The following is a 20,871-nucleotide window of genomic DNA, read 5'->3' on the forward strand; positions in this document are numbered from 1 at the left end:
GGTGACGGATTGCCGGTCTGCCCACGCTCTGGCGAGCGTAGCGACGTCACGGCGGCCTCATTCAACACGCGCCAAATAACGGACGCGCCGGCTAAGATTTCCAGAATTTCCGGCCCATGGCTGAGTTGTAATTGGTCCAGTTGGAATCGCCTGAAACATCCGCTTCGATCACGGAAGTCACAGCCGTTAGCTTGGCGTCCATATTATCCAGATGGTGCAGGGCGATCGCTTCAAGGCTCATCGGCACCTTGGGACTGCCGTAATCCAATTTTCCATGGTGGCTAAGAATGAGATGTTCCAATTGCCATCGAAGATTATCGGGAACCGGTTCGCCCACCGACACTTCCAGCACCTGCAATTTCTCCGCCAGCATTTGGACTCCGATCACAATGTGTCCAATCAACTGGCCGCGATCGGTGTACGTCGATTCCCCGGCAGACGAAAGTTCTTCGATCTTTCCTAGGTCGTGCAGGAAAGCCCCCATGACCACCAGTTCAAAATCGACTTGGGGATACTTTGGCGAGATGGCTTGGGCCATTTCCATTAAATCGACGGTATGTTGAAGCAGACCGCCTGGATAAGCATGGTGATTGGACACCGCTGCGGGAGCGATTTTCAGGCGAGCAAGAAAATCATCATCTGCCAAGAACGTTTCCCCCAAACGTCGCAGATGCACGTTGGTTAGGCCCGCCAGGATTGAACGCAGTTTGACCTCCAATGCATCGGCTGCCGAAGCATCGAAGCGATCAAAATCAGCGATGTCGACTTGGGAAACATCGACCTTGGCAATATCGGTCAGGATCGCTTGCAGGTTCCCGTTGTACAACTGAATCCGCCCCTGGCAGCGAACGAAATCCCCACGTTCGAACGAATCGAAGATCCGTTCATCAACATTCCAGTACATCCCCGTCAACGTCCCTGTCCGGTCAGCCAACTTCATCAAGATGTACTTGCCACCCTGGCGATTGGCTCGCAATTGTTTGTCAGCGGCACGAAACACTTCGTCCAGAGTTTCCTGCTCCGACAGTTCATTGACAAATCGACGTGCCATGGGGCGACTTCAGGCTAGAGAGATAGAAATGGAAATCAACTTCCATTGCAACCGAATCACAGCAAAACCTCAACCCTTCTAGAAGCGGGCGAGATATTTTTTCGGTGACTCGCAGACCTAAGATTCGTTTGCAGCCTGCAATAAATCTAGACAGGTTTGCATATCGTCATGCAATGGAGCCTCAAAAGTCATCGGCTTGTTGGACTGCGGATGCTGGATCGTCAAACGATAAGCATGCAATGCCTGCCGTTCCAGAACGACCGTCTCATCGGTCTCGCGCCGCAATTTCAGCAACTGATTTCGAGTCAACGTGGCATGCCCACCGTACAATTTATCGCACAGGACCGGTGTACCGATGTGGTCTAAATGAACACGAATCTGGTGGGTCCGGCCTGTCTTTGGACGGCAGCGCACATAAGTCCCCGTCGCAAACCGATCAATGACTTCGTAAAAGGTCGACGCCGGCTTACTGGTGACATGATTCTCTCGAATCGCCATTTTGTCACGCTGGAAAGGATGCCGACCGATGGCGGCTTCGATCCGATCGCGATCTCTGTCGATCCTGCCCGCCGTCAATGCCAAGTACTCTTTCTCGACCGTGCGAGCGGCAAACTGTTCAGCCAAATGGATGTGCACGGCGTTCGTTTTTGCCACCAAGATGACCCCAGTGGTATCTCGATCCAAACGATGCACAATCCCTGGTCGCGCTGGCCCGCCGATGTCTGACAGCGACTGAAAGTGATAGGCGAGGGCACTGGTCAGCGTCCCCGACCAATTTCCTCGAGCTGGATGCACAACCATTCCAGCTGGCTTATCGACGACCACCATCCCATCATCCTCATACAGGATATTGATGGGAATGTTTTCAGGAATCGAACCATCTGGCGCCGGTGGCGGCACCACAAATTCGACTCGTTGCCCCGCACGGACCTTAAAACTCGGCCGGACGACGCGTCCATCCACCTGAGCCGCTCCACCATGCACAGCCTTCCGCAACTGCTCACGGCTGTAACCATCGATGGCAGCGGTCAAAAAGATATCGATTCGAGTCCCATGCACCGATTCCGGCACAATAAACTCGCGAGGCCCAGCCCCGGATCCGTCGGCACTACTCACCTGTTGCGGGAGCCAATTCCGTTTCGCCAGTCCCCTCCGGTGCGTCTTCTGCCGGCTTTGCATCGGCCGCTTTCTTCTCAGCGGCGGCCTTCTCAGCTGCCGCTTTTTCTTCGGCAGCCTTCTTTTCGGCAGCGGCCTTGTCAGCAGCCGCTTTTTCCTCAGCAGCCTTCATCTCAGCTGCTTTCTTTTCTTCAGCAGCTTTCTCAGCAGCCGCTTTTTCCTCGGCAGCCTTCATCTCAGCCGCTTTCTTTTCTTCAGCAGCTTTCTCAGCAGCCGCTTTTTCCTCGGCAGCCTTCATCTCAGCCGCTTTCTTTTCTTCAGCAGCTTTCTCAGCAGCCGCTTTTTCCTCGGCAGCCTTCATCTCAGCCGCTTTCTTTTCTTCAGCAGCTTTCTCAGCAGCCGCTTTTTCCTCGGCAGCCTTCATCTCAGCCGCTTTCTTTTCTTCGGCAGCCTTGTCAGCAGCCGCTTTTTCTTCGACGGCCTTCATCTCAGCCGCTTTCTTTTCTTCGGCAGCCTTCATCTCAGCTGCTTTCTTTTCTTCAGCAGCTTTCTCAGCAGCCGCTTTTTCTTCGGCAGCCTTCATATCAGCCGCTTCTTTTTCCTGAGCAGCCTTTTCAGCAGCTGCCGCTTCTTCTTTGTTCATCTCTTCAACGGCGGGCTTTTCATTTGCTGGCGGTTCAACGGCAAAGTTTTCCGGAATCTCCATGTCAGGAGCATCTGGAAGCGTTGCGGAATCGGGCATCCCGGGCGTTTCTGCAGGAGCCGTGGTTTCGGGATCTTGCTCTCCGAACCAGGTCAGAAATTCAACCGTCTCTGGTCGATTCAAACTGGCGATTCGCTGCTCAGCGGCCTTCACCATCGCAGCCGACTCATCCGCAGCAACCACTTGCTCGTAGGCAGCAAGGGCTCCCTCAACATCGCCCAGTGCTTCCAAACTTCTCGCCAATCCCAAGGATGCACGCGAACGGAGCAGGGTATCTTCAACCTGACCGAGCACCTGTCGGTAATCTTCGACGGCCTGCTCAAGCTGGGCAACGGACTGTTTACGCACGGTAAACATTCCTTCAGAGCCTTCGGCCAGTTCAATGTCCGCTTTTGCCAGAAGTGCCAGCGAAGCCGCCTGCGTTCCGGGATAGTTCAAGGCGACATTGGCAAGCGATTCGGTATTCGCTTGTCCGGAATGAATCAGGTAGGTCAGCGTCGCGTCGCTGCGTTGATTAGCCGAACGACTTTGCAGGTAACCGATCGTCAAAGCGGCAACCACCACAGCGATCACGCCTGTCAGGATAGCCGGAGCATAAGGTTCGACCTTTTTCCAGTACCCTCCTAGGGCATCGGCGAGTTCGTTCTTTTGCAGTTCATGCCGACGTTCGCTATTCATAATTACTGGTCCATCAGCGGTAAGCGCAGTGAGCCGGCGCAAACCGTTCAACGCTCGAGGAATTAGGGGATCGGTCGCTCACGCCCCAAAAAAAGACGTGGATCGACCTCCGGGAAGCTGGTCAGTATAGAAATCGGCCTGTTTTAGCGTCAATAGTGCCTTGTAAAGAGAGTTTTTTCGTTGGGCGATCGCGATCAAGGGCCTCCCTTTCCGTTACAAGGTTTGCGTTTTCAACCTCTCGGCAGCCCCTCCCCCCTCCCGTTGGCGGCTCCAAAAACTGCACAGACGGACAACATTCGAGCGATGCGAGACTTGTGTTGTAGGGGGGGGCGACTATGCTCAATCCAACCATCCGACTAGGTAAGATAGCCCCCCTGGACACTAAAAAGACTGCCTGATGACCCCAGACTACCTATTCCTAACAGGTGCGACAGGCCATATCGGAAATTACCTCCTCAAAGACCTGCTTCTTCGCCAACAGCCCGTGGCTGTCTTGGTCCGAGACAAACGGGGACGAGCGGGCGCCGAGCGTGTGGCAAAACTGATCGACGACTGGAATCTGAGACTCGGCTTGGATTTGCCAGCACCGGTTTGCTTGACGGGTGACACATCCCAAGAAGACTTCGGACTCTCACAAACCGACCGGCAGTGGGTAAAGGATCACTGCCGGACGCTAGTCCACAACGCCGCCAGCGTCGCTTTCAAAAGTCGTAATGAAGGCGAAATCATGAGCAACAATCTGACCAGTGCCAAACGGGCGTTGGAGGTATGCAGAGACACAAACCTAGAGCACCTGGTGTTTGTCTCGACCGCCTACGTCAGTGGCGACCGCGACCAGACCATTTACGAAGACGAACTCATTTGCGGCCAGTCCTTCCGAAACGAATACGAACATTCCAAGTACGAAGCCGAACGGACCATCCGAGAATCATCGATTCCTGACCAAACCACGGTGATTCGCCCCGGGATCGTGGTTGGCCACTCCGCGTCTGGACACACAAACGTCTATCATACGTTCTACCGATTTGCTCAGTTCACATGGGCGCTTGCCCGAACTGCCAAAAAAGACAACGACGGACGATGGCAATTGAATGTTCGCCTAGCGATGAGCGGAAACGAACGGAGGCACGTGATTCCCGTGGACTGGGTTACCCAAGCCATGGTCGCGATCCTGGAAAACCAAGAGTGCTGGGGCAAAACATTCCATCTGACCCCGTCCAATCCAACGACTTCGCGAAACATTCAGTTGGCACTGCAGCAGTACTTCGCATTTGACGGAGTCCAATTCTCCGGGCAAGACCTGCTTGATTCAAACAATTTGGTTGGGGAAGAAATCCTTTTCTATGAATTCCTAAAAGACTACCGCGAGTACTTTTCCGAAGAACCGGTCTACGATCGCGCCAACACCGACGCGGTTGGTTTTTCATTCGATGAACCCGAGGTCGATCAAGACTGCATGGTCCGCCTGATCGACTACGCCGTTCGCTCTCAATTTGGACGACGCCGACGCGGGACCGTCGGAGCCGGAAGCAATGGCGGCTAAGTCGTCTCATCTGCAGTCGCTGGTATCAAAGATTGGAATCACAATCCTTGCAGCTCTCCTCCCGCTATTTGTAATAGCACTCGGGCGAATCGAGAGCAGTACGGCATCGATTGAAAACTGGTTACCATCCGGCGGCGAGGAACAAGTACGGTACGCCAAATTCCTAAAACAATTCCACACGGATGTTTTCGTCGCGGTCTCCTGGGAAGATTGCCGACTGAATGACGGACGGCTAACAGACTTCGCAGACCAACTGCAGGCCAAGGTCGATTCGGATCCCCAACTGGCAATCCGTCGAATCATCACGTCGGCGGAAGTGGTCACGCAGATGACCGAGGGCCCCGCCAAGCTCTCGCGGCGGTCGACGCTGCTCCGCTTGCGAGGAGTGTTTGTCGGCCCCGATGAACAAGCCCTTGCGATCATCTATCTAAAAGACTGCACAACCGACGAACAACAGCACGTTGTCCAGACGGTCATCGATACCGCGATGCAAGCCACTGGACTCGAACGTGATGAACTGCGGATCGGGGGAAATGCCTACGAAGCCGTTTATATCGACGAAACAAGTGCCAGGTCGATCAAGTACTTTGTGATCCCGTCATCGCTTGCCGCCATCCTGGTCGCTTACCTATGCATCCGGAACCTGCAACTGACGCTGATCGTGCTGGCGATCGCAAGCTACTGCCAAGTCAGTGGCGTTGCGTTTATCTATTTCTGCGGCGGGCAGTTAAATGCGATCCTGTCCGTGCTGCCGACCATGCTGTTCATGTTGACCGTTTCTGCTGCGATCCATCTGATCAACTACTACCAGAAAGCGGGCGGCGCCCAAAACCCGAGGGCAAGTATCGAAGCGATCAAAGTCGCCTGGGTACCCTGTATTCTGGCTTCAACCACAACGGCCATCGGTTTCTTTTCGTTGATGATCAGCGACCTAAAACCCGTTAGCGACTTTGGTTTTTTCGCATCACTTGGGCTGCTGTGGTCCACCGCCGTCCTGTTCATTTCCTTCCCTGCCTTGGTTTCGCTGCTGGACAAATCCCCTGCGATAGCTGACACCGATTCGAATCCCCAGCCCACCGCGGCCAATACGACCGGCGAGCGTTTCACTCAATTTGGACGTTTTCTTTCCGAGCAGATCATTCGCCACGCGAAACCGATCTGCTGGGCGGGTGCCCTTGTTTTCATCGTCTCACTTCTGGGAATGTCGCATCTCCGATCCTCGGTCAAACTGGAAAGCATGTTTGAAGAGAAAAGTGAGATCATTCAGAACTATGAGTGGATCGAAAAGCACATCGGCCCGCTGATTTCGGTGGAGGTTCTTCTTCATTTCCCTGACGACGATGACACCGATCCAATCCAACGCGCCGAACGTGTCTGGAAAATCCATCAAGCGATTTTAAGTGTCGAAGAAGTGGGCGGCGTCTACTCCGCACTCTCCTTTCTTCCCTCCATTCCCCCCGCAGGTGGACTGAGGAACACGATGCGACGGACCGCGATGCGAGAAACGCTTGAATCAACGATACCAGTCCTTGTTCAAGAAGGAGTGATCGCCCGAGACGCAAGTGGCGAGCACTGGCGAGTGACCGCCAAGGTCCCCGCCGTCCATGCACTCGATTACGGCGACCTAACCGACAAGGTTTCCGAAGTCGTTTTTGCGATGGCCGAACGAACCTTTCCAAAGGAGAAAAAGCAGATCACGATCACCGGGCTGTCACCGGTTCTGCATGAAGCTCAGAAGTTATTGCTAAGCGACCTTACCAAAAGTTTTCTGTTAGCGCTTACCATCATCACTCCGATCATGATTTTTGCGTTGGGTAATATCCGCGAAGGATTGATATCGATGGTCCCCAACGTCGCCCCCGCGGTTATCGTCTTTGGAGCACTGGGATGGCTGGGGATCGATCTGGACATTGCCTGCGTGCTAACCGCTAGTGTGGCAATGGGGATCGCCGTCGACGACACGCTCCACTTCATCACCTGGTTTGCGCGCGGCCAGCAGCGTGGGCTGAACCTAACGGAAGCGATTGAATTCACGTTTGCGCGATGCACCAAGGCGATGCTACAAACAACATTGATCTGCGCATCGGCGATGCTTGTATTTGCTCCCGTCGAATTCATTCCGACTCGCAAATTTGCGTTACTGATGGTCGCCATGCTGGTCGCGGCGATTGTCGGCGACCTGCTCCTCCTGCCTGCCTTGCTTGTGAGCGGAACCAAACGTTGGCGAAAGCTGCCTCCCACGGAGGGCAATTCCTAATGAGCCCCCAACGCCGACTGCGAATCGCCGCATGGGAGCGTTACATGGCCGTTGACCATGGCTCGCTCCACAGCATGACCTGCTTTTCGCGTTTTTGGTTTTCCGGATCGTTTGACCAAGATCGATTTAGCCAAGCGGTTTTGGCGGTTGCCACCCGCCAACCACTCCTCGCTACGAAACTAACCGGCTCCCACTGGACTCCCATCCCGTTTGATCCCACACAACAAATCGACTGGCATGATTCGACGGTGCCGATCGCCTTCGATCATTTGGCTTCCGATGATTTTCGCGTCCGGATTTCGGTTCGCGAGGGACCGCTGCAAGAATTAGGATTCCCCTCCCAGTCCCCCAATCAGGCAACGGGCGTCTTGGTCGTCATCACCTTCCATCATGCCCTCAGCGACGGGATCGGTGCGGTCAGGCTGATGGCACAAATATCGGCCGCCTATGAAGCGCGAACCGCGTCAGAAACGGACCGAGAGGATTTCGATTACCGACTTCACCTGGGGTTAACCACGTCGCAGCGTCTGGGCAGACTGCCCTCGGACAGCAAACGGATCGCTGCCTATTTGCATCGCTGGCCCCGCCAAGCCAAGGGAACCGCTGGCGAACGCGACGAACGCGAAATCCACAGTCGATCGTTGATCCTATCGGCGGAATCGGTACACGACATTCGCTTGCGATGTCGCCAGAAAGGAATTCAGGTCAACGACGTCTTGATTTCAGCGCTGCTCCGATCGATTGCCAATCGACTACAACGCGGCACCATTCGGCTTGCCGTTCCCGTTTCTTTCCGACCAAAATCCCACCTCGGATTCTGCAACTTGGTCAGTATGGTTTTCCTTGACCGCTCGGTATCACAAACGAAAAAACCAAATCTGCTTTCCAGCGTTGCACGCGAGATGCACGAAATCAAATCGAAGCAGATGGCACACTCGATGAGCCTGTTCTTAAAACTCGCATGCCTTGGACGCGGCAAATTCCTCAGCCTGTTTCTCCGCTCTCCCAAAACGGAAACGACCGCCGTCCTAACCAACCTCGGGCATAGTGCGTCGGACCATGACGGAGTGTCGTTTGATTCCGCGAAACTTCAGGGTCACGATGTCCTCGTTCCCCTTCGGCCCAAGACCAACCTGGCGATGTCGGCAAGCGAAACAAATGGACAGATCCTGTTAACGCTACGCTTTAATGGGAAACTCTTTTCGGACAACGATATCGAAGCATTGTTCGCCGAATTCCCCAATCAAATCGCAGACGTCCTAGTGAGCGACCGCTAAAATCCAGCTGCAACCAAGCAGGGCAGGAGGGGGGAAAGATCCCGAAGCCTCCGAAACTAGCACTTAGCAGATGCATTCTTTTGCGGATTGCGGCGAACCGATCGGCAAATGTACGAGGCTTCGGAGTTACTGCCGGACGGCAGGTGCCGCACTGCGAAGCGGTCACTCGAACAGGATCTTTGCAAGCCTATGCTGCTGCGTGATCTTCGTCGGCTGGCATGCAGGTGTACAGAAACGTATTGCCCGTTTTACCGACTTCCTTAATCGCAGCGGTTTCACGCAGTACATAGGCGATCCGCTGAGCGATCCAGCGTTTCACATCGAGGGCCTTGGCAAGATCCTCGGTGTTGAACGGGTCGGGCACCTGTTGAAAATCGATTCCCAGCAGGTCAAGCAACTGAAAACTATCGACGATCTGATGAGTGGATTCGATGCCCGTCAGCACGACATCCTTGACTCGGAATGTTGCCTTGCGTCGTCGACGGCGGTTTGCTTTTGGTGGCAATCGCCATTCTTCGACTTCGACCAGCGGGACTTCCAAAATCAACTGCGGGTGCGGGAATACCTTTGTGAAATAGATCAGTTCATCAAAGATTTCCAAAACCGTTCCGCGCGACGGACTAAACCGCCGACTAAGAACCTTTCCGTCAGCGGTTTTTTGTTTGACGATTCGCTTGCGATAAATGATCGGTTTAACCACTCGCACCGAGTGAGTCTGCAGCAACTGGCCGATCTTGTCTCGAATCGAAACAAGCGAACCATGCTGAATTTCGATCAGCTCGCCATCACGGATCGCATCGATACGATAGGGGCCCAACGTGACTTCCACATCGGCAGCGTGCAGCGCATAAGACTGTTTCAGCTGACGATGAAGAGACGTTTCCATGAGGGGACTTATTCCGGTTCGATACCAAAATCACGAACCGTAAAGAGCGTTTGCAGTTCGAGGCCTCGCGCGGCAAAAGCTTCTGCACCGCCTGCTAGACGATCGATAATTGCGATCACGCCAACAACTTCCAGGCCGAATTCACGAGCGGCATCAACAGCCTTTAACGCACTGCCGCCGCTGGTGATTACGTCTTCGACAATCACAACTTTCTGCCCCGGTTGCACGGGCCCTTCCACCTGCCGGCCGGTGCCATGTCCCTTGGCCTCTTTACGGACCATGAAACCACGCAGTGGGAGGTCACGTTGCCCCGCCAAGGTGATAATGGACGCGGTGATAGGGTCGGCACCAATGGCCATCCCACCAACAGCCTGAGGGAGTGGCCCGTTCGCCTCCATTTGAGCCAGCATCCCGGCGGCGACCAAATTGGCCCCTTTCGGGTGCAGCGTCAAATTACGGCAATCGAGATAATAAGAAGCGGTTTTTCCACTGGCGAGCGTGAACTCACCGAATTTCAAAGCCTCACTGGCAAGCAAATCTTTCAGTGCGGCGGCGTCGTAGGCGCTCATGAGGTCCGGTCAAAACGAAGGAGGGGACGGACGATCAACGACGAATGCTGATCGTGGAACCTTGCGAAAGGATACCATAGACATCTTCTGCGTCAGCCGCCCGCAATGCGATACAACCATTCTTTGCCGCTTCGCCAGTCGCTGGGGATCCATGGATCACCATTTGACGTCCCAGATCTAACCAGACGTCGCCGAACGGGTTACGAGGGTCGCCAGCTGGGACAGCGGCCCCGGTTGGGTCGATATAAGCCTTTGAAGTTTGCTTGTCCTGAATCGTGTACGTTCCCGGCTGGGGGGCAGGGGACTGTCCGGCGGCAATCGGGAACCGCCCCGCGTACAGGTCTCCGAGCATCAAAGTCATTTCCGATTGAGCCAGATTGACTTCGGCTCGGAAAGGGCCACGGACCACTTTCAGTTCGGTCCCAGGCAAGACCACCACTGGATCTTCGATGTTGTTGATATTGGCGAGCAATTGCCACGGCACACGGAATTCCGCTGCGATTTCCATCAAAGTCTCGTTCTGCCCCACCCGGTAAGGCTGCTCCAGCAGATGCAAACGAGAATAAATCACTTCGCCTGCCAGGGGATCAAGCCGGCTGAGCAACTGCTTGCGTTCACTCTCGGTAAGATCTGGAGCCGCATAGAAAACACTAAGCGTCGCGAGTGCATCTTTCATGCGGTCGGCCGCGACCTGTTGATCCGCGGCTAGGATCGCGTTGATCAAGCCAATGTTTCCAATCCCAGACGCAGCCCCCGCAGGGGGAGCCGAATCCGCAACGGATCCAGCATCCGGCATTGCGAATCCGTCCGGAGAAGAATTCGCAGCATCTTTGCTGGCCGAGGCGGAAGTATCGCTAGGCGGCAAATTGGGCTCTTCGGTAAATTGGTTCGTCAGCGACTGAGGATCAGGAAGCTGATAGGGCTCCTCACCCGTCGAATCGTAGTTTGCATCGATCGCGATTTTGGGAGGCGTTGAGCTGGCGGGAGGTTTCGGCAAACGAGTCGCGGAAGGGCCGTTACTGCTCTCCGCACTGGCACCACCGTAGTTTTCATTCGGTGCCGACGGGATTGCTGCAAAGGACGGTCCAGCCTGTGCGTCTTCGGGCGACGCAGAGGAACTAGGGGCCGGAGCCCCAGGATTCATACTAAGAGCGCCCATCATGTCCGATGGTGCCCCTTCGCTAATTCCCAGTGACGCCAGAGCGTCTGCTCCATCGGCGGAGAATTCCGGATCGGTCTCCATGATTCGGACGATTTCCTCAGGCACTTGAGCCGGAGGCGTCGTTAATGAGACGTAAGCCCCATAAACCACCGTAAGCATTAGGACAACAATCACTGCCGTCTTGAAAGTTTGCACCGCGATCCTCCTTGACCCGTAGCGACCGATTCAACGGTAACTATTCCACGTGCGATTCCTCGGTCATCGAGAAACCCAACTAAAAACATGTACTTCCATGCCGCGCGAGGAAAGTACCGAAAACTCCACTCCCATGACTATAGCAATTCAAAAGGAAACGATCCCCCCCACGATGACGAGGCTTCGCCGTGAGAAAAAAGAGAGCTACTCGGTCCGGAAAGTCGGCTCGGGACGCCCGGGGCGAAAACTCTCGATCGAATCGATGGTCACGGTCGCCTGAAGCCCTACCGCTAGGCTTTTTAGGGTTTCTTCGACCGCTGCTTGCAACGCGTCAGGTGCCAAACGGACTCGAGCATTCACGATCAGCGACAACTCCTTCCCCCCCGTTTCCGATGAAACCGAAAGGGACGTCGGGGTATCGCTACTGACCAGGTTGGCGACGCTGACGCCACTTTGCGAAGTGCAGAGGATTTTCAGATGAGCGGGTTCCGCATCCAATTCCAGCAATCGGTCTCGCAGGCTATCGACCACATGAACCGCGACCTGATCACATTTCTTTTCAACCGCCGCGACCAAAGTCGCCGTGGCGTTCAGCCACCCCAGTTCAGCTTCGCCGTCGGCATAGACATCGTAGTCGACTTCCATCCTGGAGGCTCGCGGGCTGGCCGTACCGGCCAAAGCGGCCTGCAGTTGATCCAGGTTTTCGCCAGTTTTTGCCGATAGACAGATCACCGGTCGATCCGGGTATTGCTCGGCCAATTTCGCCTGCAGCAATTCAACCTTCTCCCGAGGCAGTTCATCGATGCGATTGATCAGAATCAGCTCGGCTTCTTCCAGCTGTTTCCGAAAAATGTATTCAGCTTTCTCTGAAAACCCACCTTTGCGATCCCCGGTCAGGATCTTCAACCCATGACTTGGCTTCAAAACAACCGCGAAGGGGCTATGCACAAACTTCTCCCCCAGTCGCTCCATCATCGGCAACGCGATGGTTGCGATCAGGTCGGTGCAACTGCCAACCGGTTCCGCCAAAATGACATCGGGGCGTTGCTGCTTATCAAAAGCCTCAATCGCGTCGGTCAAACCATGGAAGTTGCAACAAAAGCAGGAGCCCGCCACTTCATTGACTTCTAAGCCCTGGCTCCGCAGCAATTCGGTATCGACCAAGCCGGCTGCCTGGTCGTTGGTGACCACACAAACGTGTTTGCCTTCGGCCAGAAACCGCTTGGCCAACTGACTGATCAGCGTCGTTTTCCCAGCTCCCAAAAAACCACCGACCATGATAAAGCGGATTGGAGAAGCCATCGTCAGTGCGCCTTGTGAAAAACAGTATTCGAGAAACCTAGCAAGCTCACTAGTATATCAAACATTCTCAAGAACGTCAGATCGTTCGTCAAGTCACGAACTATCCAACCGGCTCACTTTCGCCGACATCCAACTGGCAGCAGCCAAAATCAAGAAGTCCCCGTTTCCCACGACGTTTACTCGGGCGAATCTCTTCATTCAGCGAGTAGTAGATAAACTTTCCTTCCCGCCGAGTCTGCACAACATCGGCATGATAAAGGACTCGCAAGTGGTGCGAGACAACGCCGATTTCTTGTTCCAGCAGCAAAGTCAGATCGGAGACACTAAGAGGCCCATACTGCAGAGCTCGCACAATTCGCATCCGCAGTGGATCGGCAACCGCCTTCAACGAAGCGGCACATTTTTCTTCGTTTTCCATATCGAATGAAATCACAACGAACAAGGTTTGACAGAGAAGCAGAAGACCTAAGTATGCAGCGATCCCCCAAGAACTTCAACTTGTCTGCCACCAAACAAGCAAGAAGCAAGCCAGAAGAAAGATTTGCCCGCGAATCACGCCAATAACGCGAATAAAAAATCTCTTCGTGAGCAGCATTCGCGCTATTAGCGTGATTAGCGGGCAATAAAACAAGCATCGGAGACGCAGCAAATGACCGAACTTGTCGACGAAGTCCGACACATTGAAAACACCGGAGCATGCCTGGAGCCAGAAGAAAGATTTGCCCGCGAATCACGCCAATAACGCGAATATAAAAATCTCTTCGTGAGCAGCATTCGCGCTATTCGCGTGATTAGCGGGCAACAAAACGAGACCTGAAATTGGCAGAACTGGTTTACTCGGATCTTCGCTTCGAGGTGCTCAAAACTCTCTGGACGGAGGAGGACAGGGCTGGAGTTTGGGGGTGTTCCGTTTCGTGTTGAGCCCTGGGGTTTTTCTTAGGCGTCCCTTCGGCGTGGCTGCTTGCTTTTGTTTTTGCTCTTGATACCGATGTTGGAAACACCTGGTTGCTTTGCTTGGTTCGCTGGCTGCGGTTGCGATGACTGGCTAACCAGATCGGCGATTGTGGTTTGGGTGGCCAGCGGGAGTCGCGTCTTCGCTAGTTTGTCCATGAAATCCCATATCGCCCCTTCCTTGTGCCCGTGTCGTGAATAGGGATTCAGCTGCAGCACATCGGCGACGGTTATTTTGTCTAGCGGCATCGCTGGCAGTAAGCCTCCGCCTGACTTGATGTCACTTTGACGCAGCAGCCCTCCTTCGATCATGACCTCGGACAAATCACGAATAGAGCGTCCGGGGATCCCTAGTAACTGCACCAGCTGCTCGCGATTCAACTCGCCGCCTACCTGGAAGGCTCTGCCGATTTCGACCATGATCGGCAGCATCCATTCGGGGTCTCCCGAGATCACGTTGACCGCTTCGTCTTCGGCTTTGGTTGGCACCCGTCCGTGCAACGTTTGCAGGGCATAGGTCCAGACCAGACCAAACAGGACAATCCACCAAGTGACGTAAACCCAAAACAGAAACAACGGGATCAAGCCAAGCGAACCGTAAAGGGCAGAGTAGGGGAGGGCGGTACGAACGTAGACCTGGAACCCGTACTTCGCCGTTTCCCACATCAAGGCGGCTACCAAGGCGCCGACAATCGCGGCCCGCCATGAAACCTTTGCGTTGGGCATCAGATAGTAAAACAGAAACAGCATCCCCCAACTGGCCAGGACGGCTGCCAGATGGCTTAGCGAAGCGGTCCAGCCAGCTCCTACCGACGTCCCCGCGACATAGTCGACCACTTCGTTGCTGAGATACAAACTGATCGATAAGAGGCTGGTGCCGAGAGTGATCAATGACCAATGGATCGCTAGCCGCAGATGCCAAGGCCGCCAATCCTGCGCTTCGAAGATAGAATTAAAGATCCCCTCCACGGCATTGGTTAAACCAAGCGCCGCATAAATAAACAGCACCAGACCAACCAACCCGATACTGGCAAAATCAAGGCTTGCCACCTTATCGATCGTATTGCTAAGCGCCAGACGAATGCTGTCGGCCGCTTGTCGTTCGGTCGCTTCGTCCAAAGGGTTCTCGGCCGTCCGGTAAGAGACATCCGGAACCCCGAAAAAACCGTACAGTTGCTCTTCAACTCGATCCCGGATCTCATCCATCCCCCCGACGATGTTGAACATCACCAACCCGAGAACGGTCAGCGGGATCAGGGCAAAGATCGTCCGATAAGTCAATTCCGCGGCCATCCCTTCGGCGCGGTGACGCCGAAGGACTCGCCAGCAGTGGACCGCAAGGTCCGACAGATAACGCAATTGCCGTTGCCGCCGCGTCAGTTCATCACGTGGCTGACGAACGACATCGGAGAAATAGCGAGAGGCGCGTTGAATCATCGTCTCGACCTCTCACTTCCGTGACAACTAAACAGTACCGGTGCTGAAGGCTCAAGCCTCGGTTTCTGGAGTCGCTTTGATCGAGCACATTGGATCGGCACCGATGGTTCCGATCAATTCCTCTACAAACGCGGGTTCCTCAACACGTTTCAACTGCTGCTGAGCGTACTGCAATCGTTCGGCTATTTTCAATTCCAATATCGAATCGGCCCGATTCACGTTCTCGCTATAGGACTGCAGACTTGCAACGCTCCGCCGCCAGCGGGCCACATCGCGTGCTTGTTTGGTTTTCAGTCGTTCGCGATACCAATCGCTTTTCAGTAGATACTCCTTGGTAAACATCCGGCGGACGACATCACTGCGGATGTCGTGTCCATGCCAGTCACCATTTGCCATGATATGCAGAATGGCCTGCAAAGGGGGGCAAGCCGAATCGACGCTTCCGTCGGCCAAGTAGCGTTCAGCGACTTGTTCCTGTGCTTCGGCGATATGCAAGATCCCATCGGCATACGAGTCAGGGTCTTGAAGCTCGGGCCGCAAGATCTTATTGGCAAAGACCTTTCCAGGGTTGTCAAAAATACGGGCACCGTACTGACGTACAAAGCGTTCCGTGATCCGGTAACCCAAGCGGCTGGCAGGAATCAATTTCCCTTGATACTCGAAATCGCGAATCGGTTCTAACATCCCGCTTTGGATCATGACCTGCGGATCGCGTTCCTCCGGTCCCATCCGGCACCAAAGTTCAGGGATCAGCAGACTGATATCGTGCCCGACTTCGAAATCGGGACCAACGTGCCCCGCGGCGGTACTGAATCCGCCCAGCTCGGTCAGGATCATTCCCACCAAAGCAGCATTTAAATCAGCTGTCGGAACCAGCGCGTTGAAAGGACCTTTCGTGAGGGCTCCTTCGCTACCGGCACCCGTTGTACTGGGGCTTTTCCCGGTCAGCGAGCAAACCCAGTCCATGCACAATTCAGGGAGTTCCTGATAATGCAGCGGATTGTAAACCGCCAGCGAGCGAAAACCTTGTTCCAGATCAGGCGGATTGTTCCGCCGCCCAGCAAGTACCGCTCCGACAGGCCGCCGCACCGCTTGATCGGCTGGCGTTTTACGGAACAGCCGCATGCCTCGTTCGGCGATGTAGGTATCACGGGCCTGGACAAGATCCGGACGATCCTGCAAATAACGTTGGTTCTTAGAAACCCGTCCATCCGGCATGATCCGGGGATGAGCACTACTGACAACGTAACCTTCTCCTGCATCTGCGACCGATTGCAGCAGTTCCTGCATCGGAAGCGTGTATTCATCAAATTCGATCACATCTTCGACCAATTCGGCAACTTCCTTCGCGGATAGCGGTTCGAAGTTGCTGATAAAATTCCCCTGCTGGGAAAGATCCAATTCGGTCTGCTTATCCAGTCCGCGATGGATCGCATCATCGGGTCGCTGGAACAATCGAAATTCACAGTTCTCGATAAACTTGTAACTACCAGCTGCGGCGACGCCTTGCCCCACATCCCCAATGCGGGCCGCGGGAACAATGGTACTGGCGCTGATGTCATCTTCGCACTGAACTTTGGCAGCTGCGATGAAATCCTGACGCAGTTTAAACGTTCGCCAACTTCCATTATGCAGCCCGACTCGAAGGTAGGTTCCGACCAACGCTCGGCGTCCCATCTTCAGTTGATGGCCCAACGTTCCATTGACGATATCGACGCCAAAATGCTCCCGCCAATTCCCTTCCATCCCCGGCTTGGTAAATCGTTTGATGATCAGCACCAAACCATAAATGTGTTCGGGAATCGATTCCAACCAAGCGTTGTATTCGTCACTGAATTCGGGGGTCGGCGTCAGCAACTGAATCACACTACCGACACTTCGCCGAGGGTCCAACAGCGAGCGGCTTTTACGTTCGGTGTAGGTCGGTTTGTTCGCGTAATCGCTTCGCCAACGATCCTGATAGTCTTTCTGGAACAGTTCATCCAGTTGGGCAAAATCCTTAACCTGATCGGTAACAAAGATCGGCCCATATAGCATGTAGTCGCGAAGAGACTTACTGATTTCACTTTTGCCACCTCCGCTGACCGTGCATGGTTTGTGGCACAGAATGCCCTCACCAACCGTTCCGACCAATCGCCAAGAGGGAGCGTTGGGATGTTTTTCAAGACGGATCTGGTAACCGCTTGGAGCCATATAAACGTTATCAGGCGAAAGCTTGATCCGCTGCTCTTTCCCACCCACAACCCACTTCACACAACGTTCCGCCTGCGAAACGATGGCATCTTCGGGGATATAAATCAACGTCGGAAAATGACGATCGATCCCGTAACCTTCAGGGCGGACGTCGATGAAGTCCGCATACTCTTTGGCGACCGAAGCGAATGTCCCGTCGTTATAGCGTCGGCTATTAACGCGGAATTCATCCCCCAGCGAATAGGACGCGAACGCCAAGGCACCTCCGGCGTGTTCTTCTTCCACGCCGCCCATCAAGTTGGCCGCGTAGCTGATCTGGGTTTTGACTTCCTTCTTGCAGTAGCCGTAATAGTTGTCGGCGATCAAGGTGACCATCACGCCCGCTTCATCTCGGCAGGTCAACTTAAAAGCACTGCCGTCGTTGTAACATTCATCGGCCGATTCCCAGCACATTCGGTCGCGACGCTGCCGTTCGGTCGCCTTGCTGATGTGCGGCAGGCCCAGATCTTTCTTCCGCAAACTTGTCAAATGCGTTGCCAAGATGACGCATCCGGTATGGCCACTCCAGTGCATGGCATCCAAAGCCGCATCATGCTCAGGAACAAGTGGATCCCCAGCGTTGCCGAAAATCGATTCAACAAAATCAAGATTGCTGACCAAGCCACCGGGTGCAAAGAACCGGGTTTCGAGAGTTTTCTTACGGCAAAAGCCAGGAACTTCCGGACAGACCAACGGACGCAGCAACAACGAAACCCAGGTATAAGCAGGCTTCGCAGACTGCGACGTGTAAGGCAACCGCAGCAGTTCCTTCGGCGGATTCATTGCCGCCTGGAACAGCGCCACAAAGGTCTCTTTCGGAACGGCCCGCTTGTCACCAGGAATGGGCAAGCCACCTTCGACCACATGGAAAGTTCCGGCACTGGTCCGGCGGTCATGGACAGGATTATTGACGATCCCGTTCGCAATCCGAGTCGACTGGACCAAGTCGCTTTCAAAACGTTCCGCCTGAGAAGGAAGGCTCATTTCCCTTGCCATCCCATGGCGGTCCAAGGCGAGCGTCCGCGAGGGGAGGGTGAACGGTTGGTCAGCGACAAAACCTTCGAAATAAGTATTCAAAAAGGTTTCAATACGCTGGTCCACCGGAGCCCGATGGCCCGCTAGAAGGCGATTCTTTTCTCGCAGGTTTTCTAACATTCCGCGAGAGAACGAAGCGAGTGCTCCTCCCGATTCGCCTATATCATCGGGCAGCAAACCGGCCGAAGCCAGTTGCAAAGCGATGTAACTGAGTAAATTCTCGCGTTCCTTTGGGACGGTCCAGGCAGTTCGGTTCCAACCCAAAGTACGCTGCAGTTCCTCTTGGTCATACTCAGAAAGCATCGCTGCTGATCTCCTAATAAGATGATTCATCGAGCGCGAAAAGTAATCTCTTTTGACAAGCGAAATCAGGGGCTCCCAGGCTCCTCCCGCTCGTCTAAACCGAGCCTAGAGTAGCACATTTCCCCCCATCCACCTTCCCCTGCCATACCAACAAACCCTTGATCCTGCCTCGCCTCAAGGCCTCTTCCTCCCAAGGCGACGCTCACTAACACTAACGGACCTGAACGGACACCAATTCCCCGTTGCCAGGTTCCAAACTAAATGGCGGATCCGATTTCAAAGTCAAATCCTGCTCCGTCGCCGGGGACCGGAACGTCAATTGCCAGGCATGCAGGGCCATCGGCGGCTGAGTGAGCGACAGCGTTTGCGACTTACCTAGCTGCTGGTCCGGCAAATAAACAGGGTCCCCGACCACCGGCATATTCAAATGCCAAAGGTGAATACGAATCTGATTGGTTCTTCCGGTCACCGGCCGTGCCTGCAACAGGGCGGTCCCATCGTCATCACGCCGAATAACCTCGAAGAGAGTCTTTGCTGGCAATCCCTCGGGATCGACTTCACGTCCCCCCGCAGCACTCGCTCGCCGCCCAATCGACGCGTTTACTTCGAACCGGTCTTCCGGCGGATGTCCCTGGCAACGGACCAGGTAAACCTTATCGACCGTCCCTTCTTGAAACTGAGCATGCAACAGGGAGGCAAATTTCCTGGAGCGAGCCAGGACGACGATGCCAGTCGTATTGGCATCCAAACGGTGCACCGGACGAAGCACCTGCGGAGCGTAGATTTGATTCAATATCGATCCCAGAGTATTGCGATTGAATCGCCCACAGGGATGCATCGGCAGTGGGGCAGGTTTATGGACCGCCACCAAAGCTTCGTCTTCGTACAAAAACCGAATGTCAACGCTGACGTCGGGCTCAACCGTATCTGGGAACAATCGCCAATAGGATTCCCCACCGTAAACGATTCGAGTCGGCTCGACCGGTTGGTCCCCTAACCGAATGTGTCCGGCTGCGAAAACAGGTTCCCACTCGGCATGCGAAACATGTGGATGGTTTTCGACAAGGCAATCGATCAAGCTGGATCCGCTACACCGTTCGGGGACATTGATCGGGCGTCGATTATCGTAGGGGGTGCTACCGGGCAACGGATTCGTGACTTCCAACAAACGAGCTTGCCGGATTGCCAACTGAGCCTGCATTTTCTGTTCAGGCGTTTGGTAACAAAACGGGCATGATTCGTTAGCAACGTAACGAGGATCCTGCTGCTCCTGCTCGGTCAAAACCGACTGGCATGCGAAACACTGGACCGCTTTTGTCGGCTGCAACTGTGGATCCAGCGCGACACGTCCATCAAACACAAAGCAGTCACCGTCGTAGTGCGATTCTCCGCAGGTTTCAAAATATTTCAGGATCCCGCCATCCAGTTGATAGACCTGTTCAAACCCTTTTCCCTGCATCAACGGGCCCGCTTTTTCACAGCGAATGCCGCCGGTGCAAAACATCACCAGCGGTTTCTCCTTCATTTCCTCTGGCAACGCATCGACGGCTTCCGGAAAATGGCGAAAGTGATCGACTCCGATCGGCAGGGCATCTGCAAAAGTTCCCAGTTTGATCTCGTAGTCGTTCCGCACATCCAGCAGAGTGACTTCACGCCCCTCGTCCAGCCACTGCTTCAATTCTTCAGCAGTCAGTTTTGGAGAAGTCCGCTGTCGCGGATCGATACCATCCACCCCGAAGGCGATGATTTCCTTCTTCAATTTAACCAACATCCGATTGAACGGCTGTGTTTCGCTAAGGCTTTCCTTCACCTCGATATCAGCAAATTCTTCAAATTCGCTGATCCACTGCAACCACTGTCGAATCGCTGGTTCCGGCCCAGCGAGAAAACAATTGATTCCCTCGGGGCTAAGCATCACGGTCCCCCGAAGCTCCAGCTCGGCACATTTTTGCCGCATCTGCTCACGTCGCTCGGGCAGTCGGTCGAGAGTCACAAATTGATAGGCCGCAATATTTAAAATCATCACACTCTTTTCAACGACTCGAAGATCCAACGCCTTAAAGGGAATCAATTTACGATTTTGCACCGCAAATGACTAGGGATGAGAGCGATATCGCACAGTCTGGCAGGCGGTCGGCCAATGCCGTCTACTTTCTTAGCGGAACGGGGCGAGC

The 20,871-nt window shown here is 54.4% G+C and carries 14 protein-coding genes; 3 read left to right on the top strand and 11 right to left on the bottom strand.

Going from position 1 to position 20,871, the window contains the following annotated elements:
* Positions 1-91: 91 nt before the first annotated feature.
* The 3 genes from FF011L_RS20670 to FF011L_RS26525 all read right to left on the bottom strand — a co-directional run bounded on the left by FF011L_RS20670 (position 92) and on the right by FF011L_RS26525 (position 3,548).
* Positions 92-1,051 (bottom strand): 3'-5' exoribonuclease YhaM family protein, encoded by a 960-nt coding sequence (locus FF011L_RS20670; RefSeq protein ID WP_145353872.1) that lies wholly within the window; start codon positions 1,049-1,051, stop codon positions 92-94.
* A gap of 117 nt (positions 1,052-1,168) precedes the next feature.
* Positions 1,169-2,167, bottom strand: coding sequence for an RluA family pseudouridine synthase (locus FF011L_RS20675; protein ID WP_246109543.1), 999 nt, complete (start codon positions 2,165-2,167; stop codon positions 1,169-1,171).
* Positions 2,160-3,548 (bottom strand): YfgM family protein, encoded by a 1,389-nt coding sequence (locus FF011L_RS26525; RefSeq protein ID WP_218932774.1) that lies wholly within the window; start codon positions 3,546-3,548, stop codon positions 2,160-2,162. The genes FF011L_RS20675 and FF011L_RS26525 overlap by 8 nt, the downstream gene beginning before the upstream one ends.
* 397 nt (positions 3,549-3,945) lie before the next feature.
* Between FF011L_RS26525 and FF011L_RS20685 the strand changes: the two genes are divergently transcribed.
* The 3 genes from FF011L_RS20685 to FF011L_RS20695 are packed head-to-tail and all read left to right on the top strand — an operon-like array spanning position 3,946 to position 8,625.
* Complete coding sequence (locus FF011L_RS20685) at positions 3,946-5,091, top strand: SDR family oxidoreductase (protein WP_145353876.1); 1,146 nt, start codon at positions 3,946-3,948, stop codon at positions 5,089-5,091.
* Positions 5,081-7,348 carry an efflux RND transporter permease subunit gene (locus FF011L_RS20690; protein WP_145353878.1) on the top strand — a complete coding sequence of 756 codons (2,268 nt, stop codon included), beginning with the start codon at positions 5,081-5,083 and terminating at the stop codon, positions 7,346-7,348. The genes FF011L_RS20685 and FF011L_RS20690 overlap by 11 nt, the downstream gene beginning before the upstream one ends.
* Entirely contained in the window at positions 7,348-8,625 is a 1,278-nt protein-coding gene (locus tag FF011L_RS20695) for a condensation domain-containing protein (RefSeq protein WP_145353880.1), read from the top strand. Before FF011L_RS20690 ends, FF011L_RS20695 begins: the two co-directional genes overlap by 1 nt.
* 187 nt (positions 8,626-8,812) lie before the next feature.
* Here FF011L_RS20695 and FF011L_RS20700 read toward each other — a convergent pair whose 3' ends face one another.
* The 8 genes from FF011L_RS20700 to FF011L_RS20735 form a co-directional block, all read right to left on the bottom strand.
* Positions 8,813-9,511, bottom strand: coding sequence for a hypothetical protein (locus tag FF011L_RS20700; protein ID WP_145353882.1), 699 nt, complete (start codon positions 9,509-9,511; stop codon positions 8,813-8,815).
* An 8-nt stretch (positions 9,512-9,519) separates the two neighbouring features.
* On the bottom strand, positions 9,520-10,080 hold the full coding sequence (gene pyrE, locus FF011L_RS20705; protein ID WP_145353884.1) for an orotate phosphoribosyltransferase: 561 nt from the start codon (positions 10,078-10,080) through the stop codon (positions 9,520-9,522).
* Between the two features lie 34 nt (positions 10,081-10,114).
* Positions 10,115-11,437 (bottom strand): L,D-transpeptidase family protein, encoded by a 1,323-nt coding sequence (locus FF011L_RS20710; RefSeq protein WP_246109544.1) that lies wholly within the window; start codon positions 11,435-11,437, stop codon positions 10,115-10,117.
* 204 nt (positions 11,438-11,641) lie between these two features.
* The gene (locus tag FF011L_RS20715) at positions 11,642-12,739 is read right to left on the bottom strand and encodes a CobW-like GTP-binding protein (protein ID WP_246109545.1); all 1,098 of its coding nucleotides are present in this window, start codon (positions 12,737-12,739) and stop codon (positions 11,642-11,644) included.
* A 100-nt stretch (positions 12,740-12,839) separates the two neighbouring features.
* Positions 12,840-13,157, bottom strand: coding sequence for an ArsR/SmtB family transcription factor (locus FF011L_RS20720; protein WP_145353886.1), 318 nt, complete (start codon positions 13,155-13,157; stop codon positions 12,840-12,842).
* A 518-nt stretch (positions 13,158-13,675) separates the two neighbouring features.
* On the bottom strand, positions 13,676-15,127 hold the full coding sequence (locus FF011L_RS20725; protein WP_145353888.1) for a YihY/virulence factor BrkB family protein: 1,452 nt from the start codon (positions 15,125-15,127) through the stop codon (positions 13,676-13,678).
* Between the two features lie 51 nt (positions 15,128-15,178).
* Entirely contained in the window at positions 15,179-18,727 is a 3,549-nt protein-coding gene (locus tag FF011L_RS20730) for a hypothetical protein (protein ID WP_391560888.1), read from the bottom strand.
* Positions 18,728-18,908: 181 nt separating this feature from the next.
* Positions 18,909-20,783, bottom strand: a complete 1,875-nt coding sequence (locus FF011L_RS20735) for a sulfurtransferase (protein ID WP_246109546.1) — start codon at positions 20,781-20,783, stop codon at positions 18,909-18,911.
* Between the last annotated feature and the right edge of the window lie 88 nt (positions 20,784-20,871).

Source organism: Roseimaritima multifibrata (genome assembly GCF_007741495.1).
GTDB classification, from domain to species: Bacteria; Planctomycetota; Planctomycetia; order Pirellulales; family Pirellulaceae; genus Roseimaritima; species Roseimaritima multifibrata.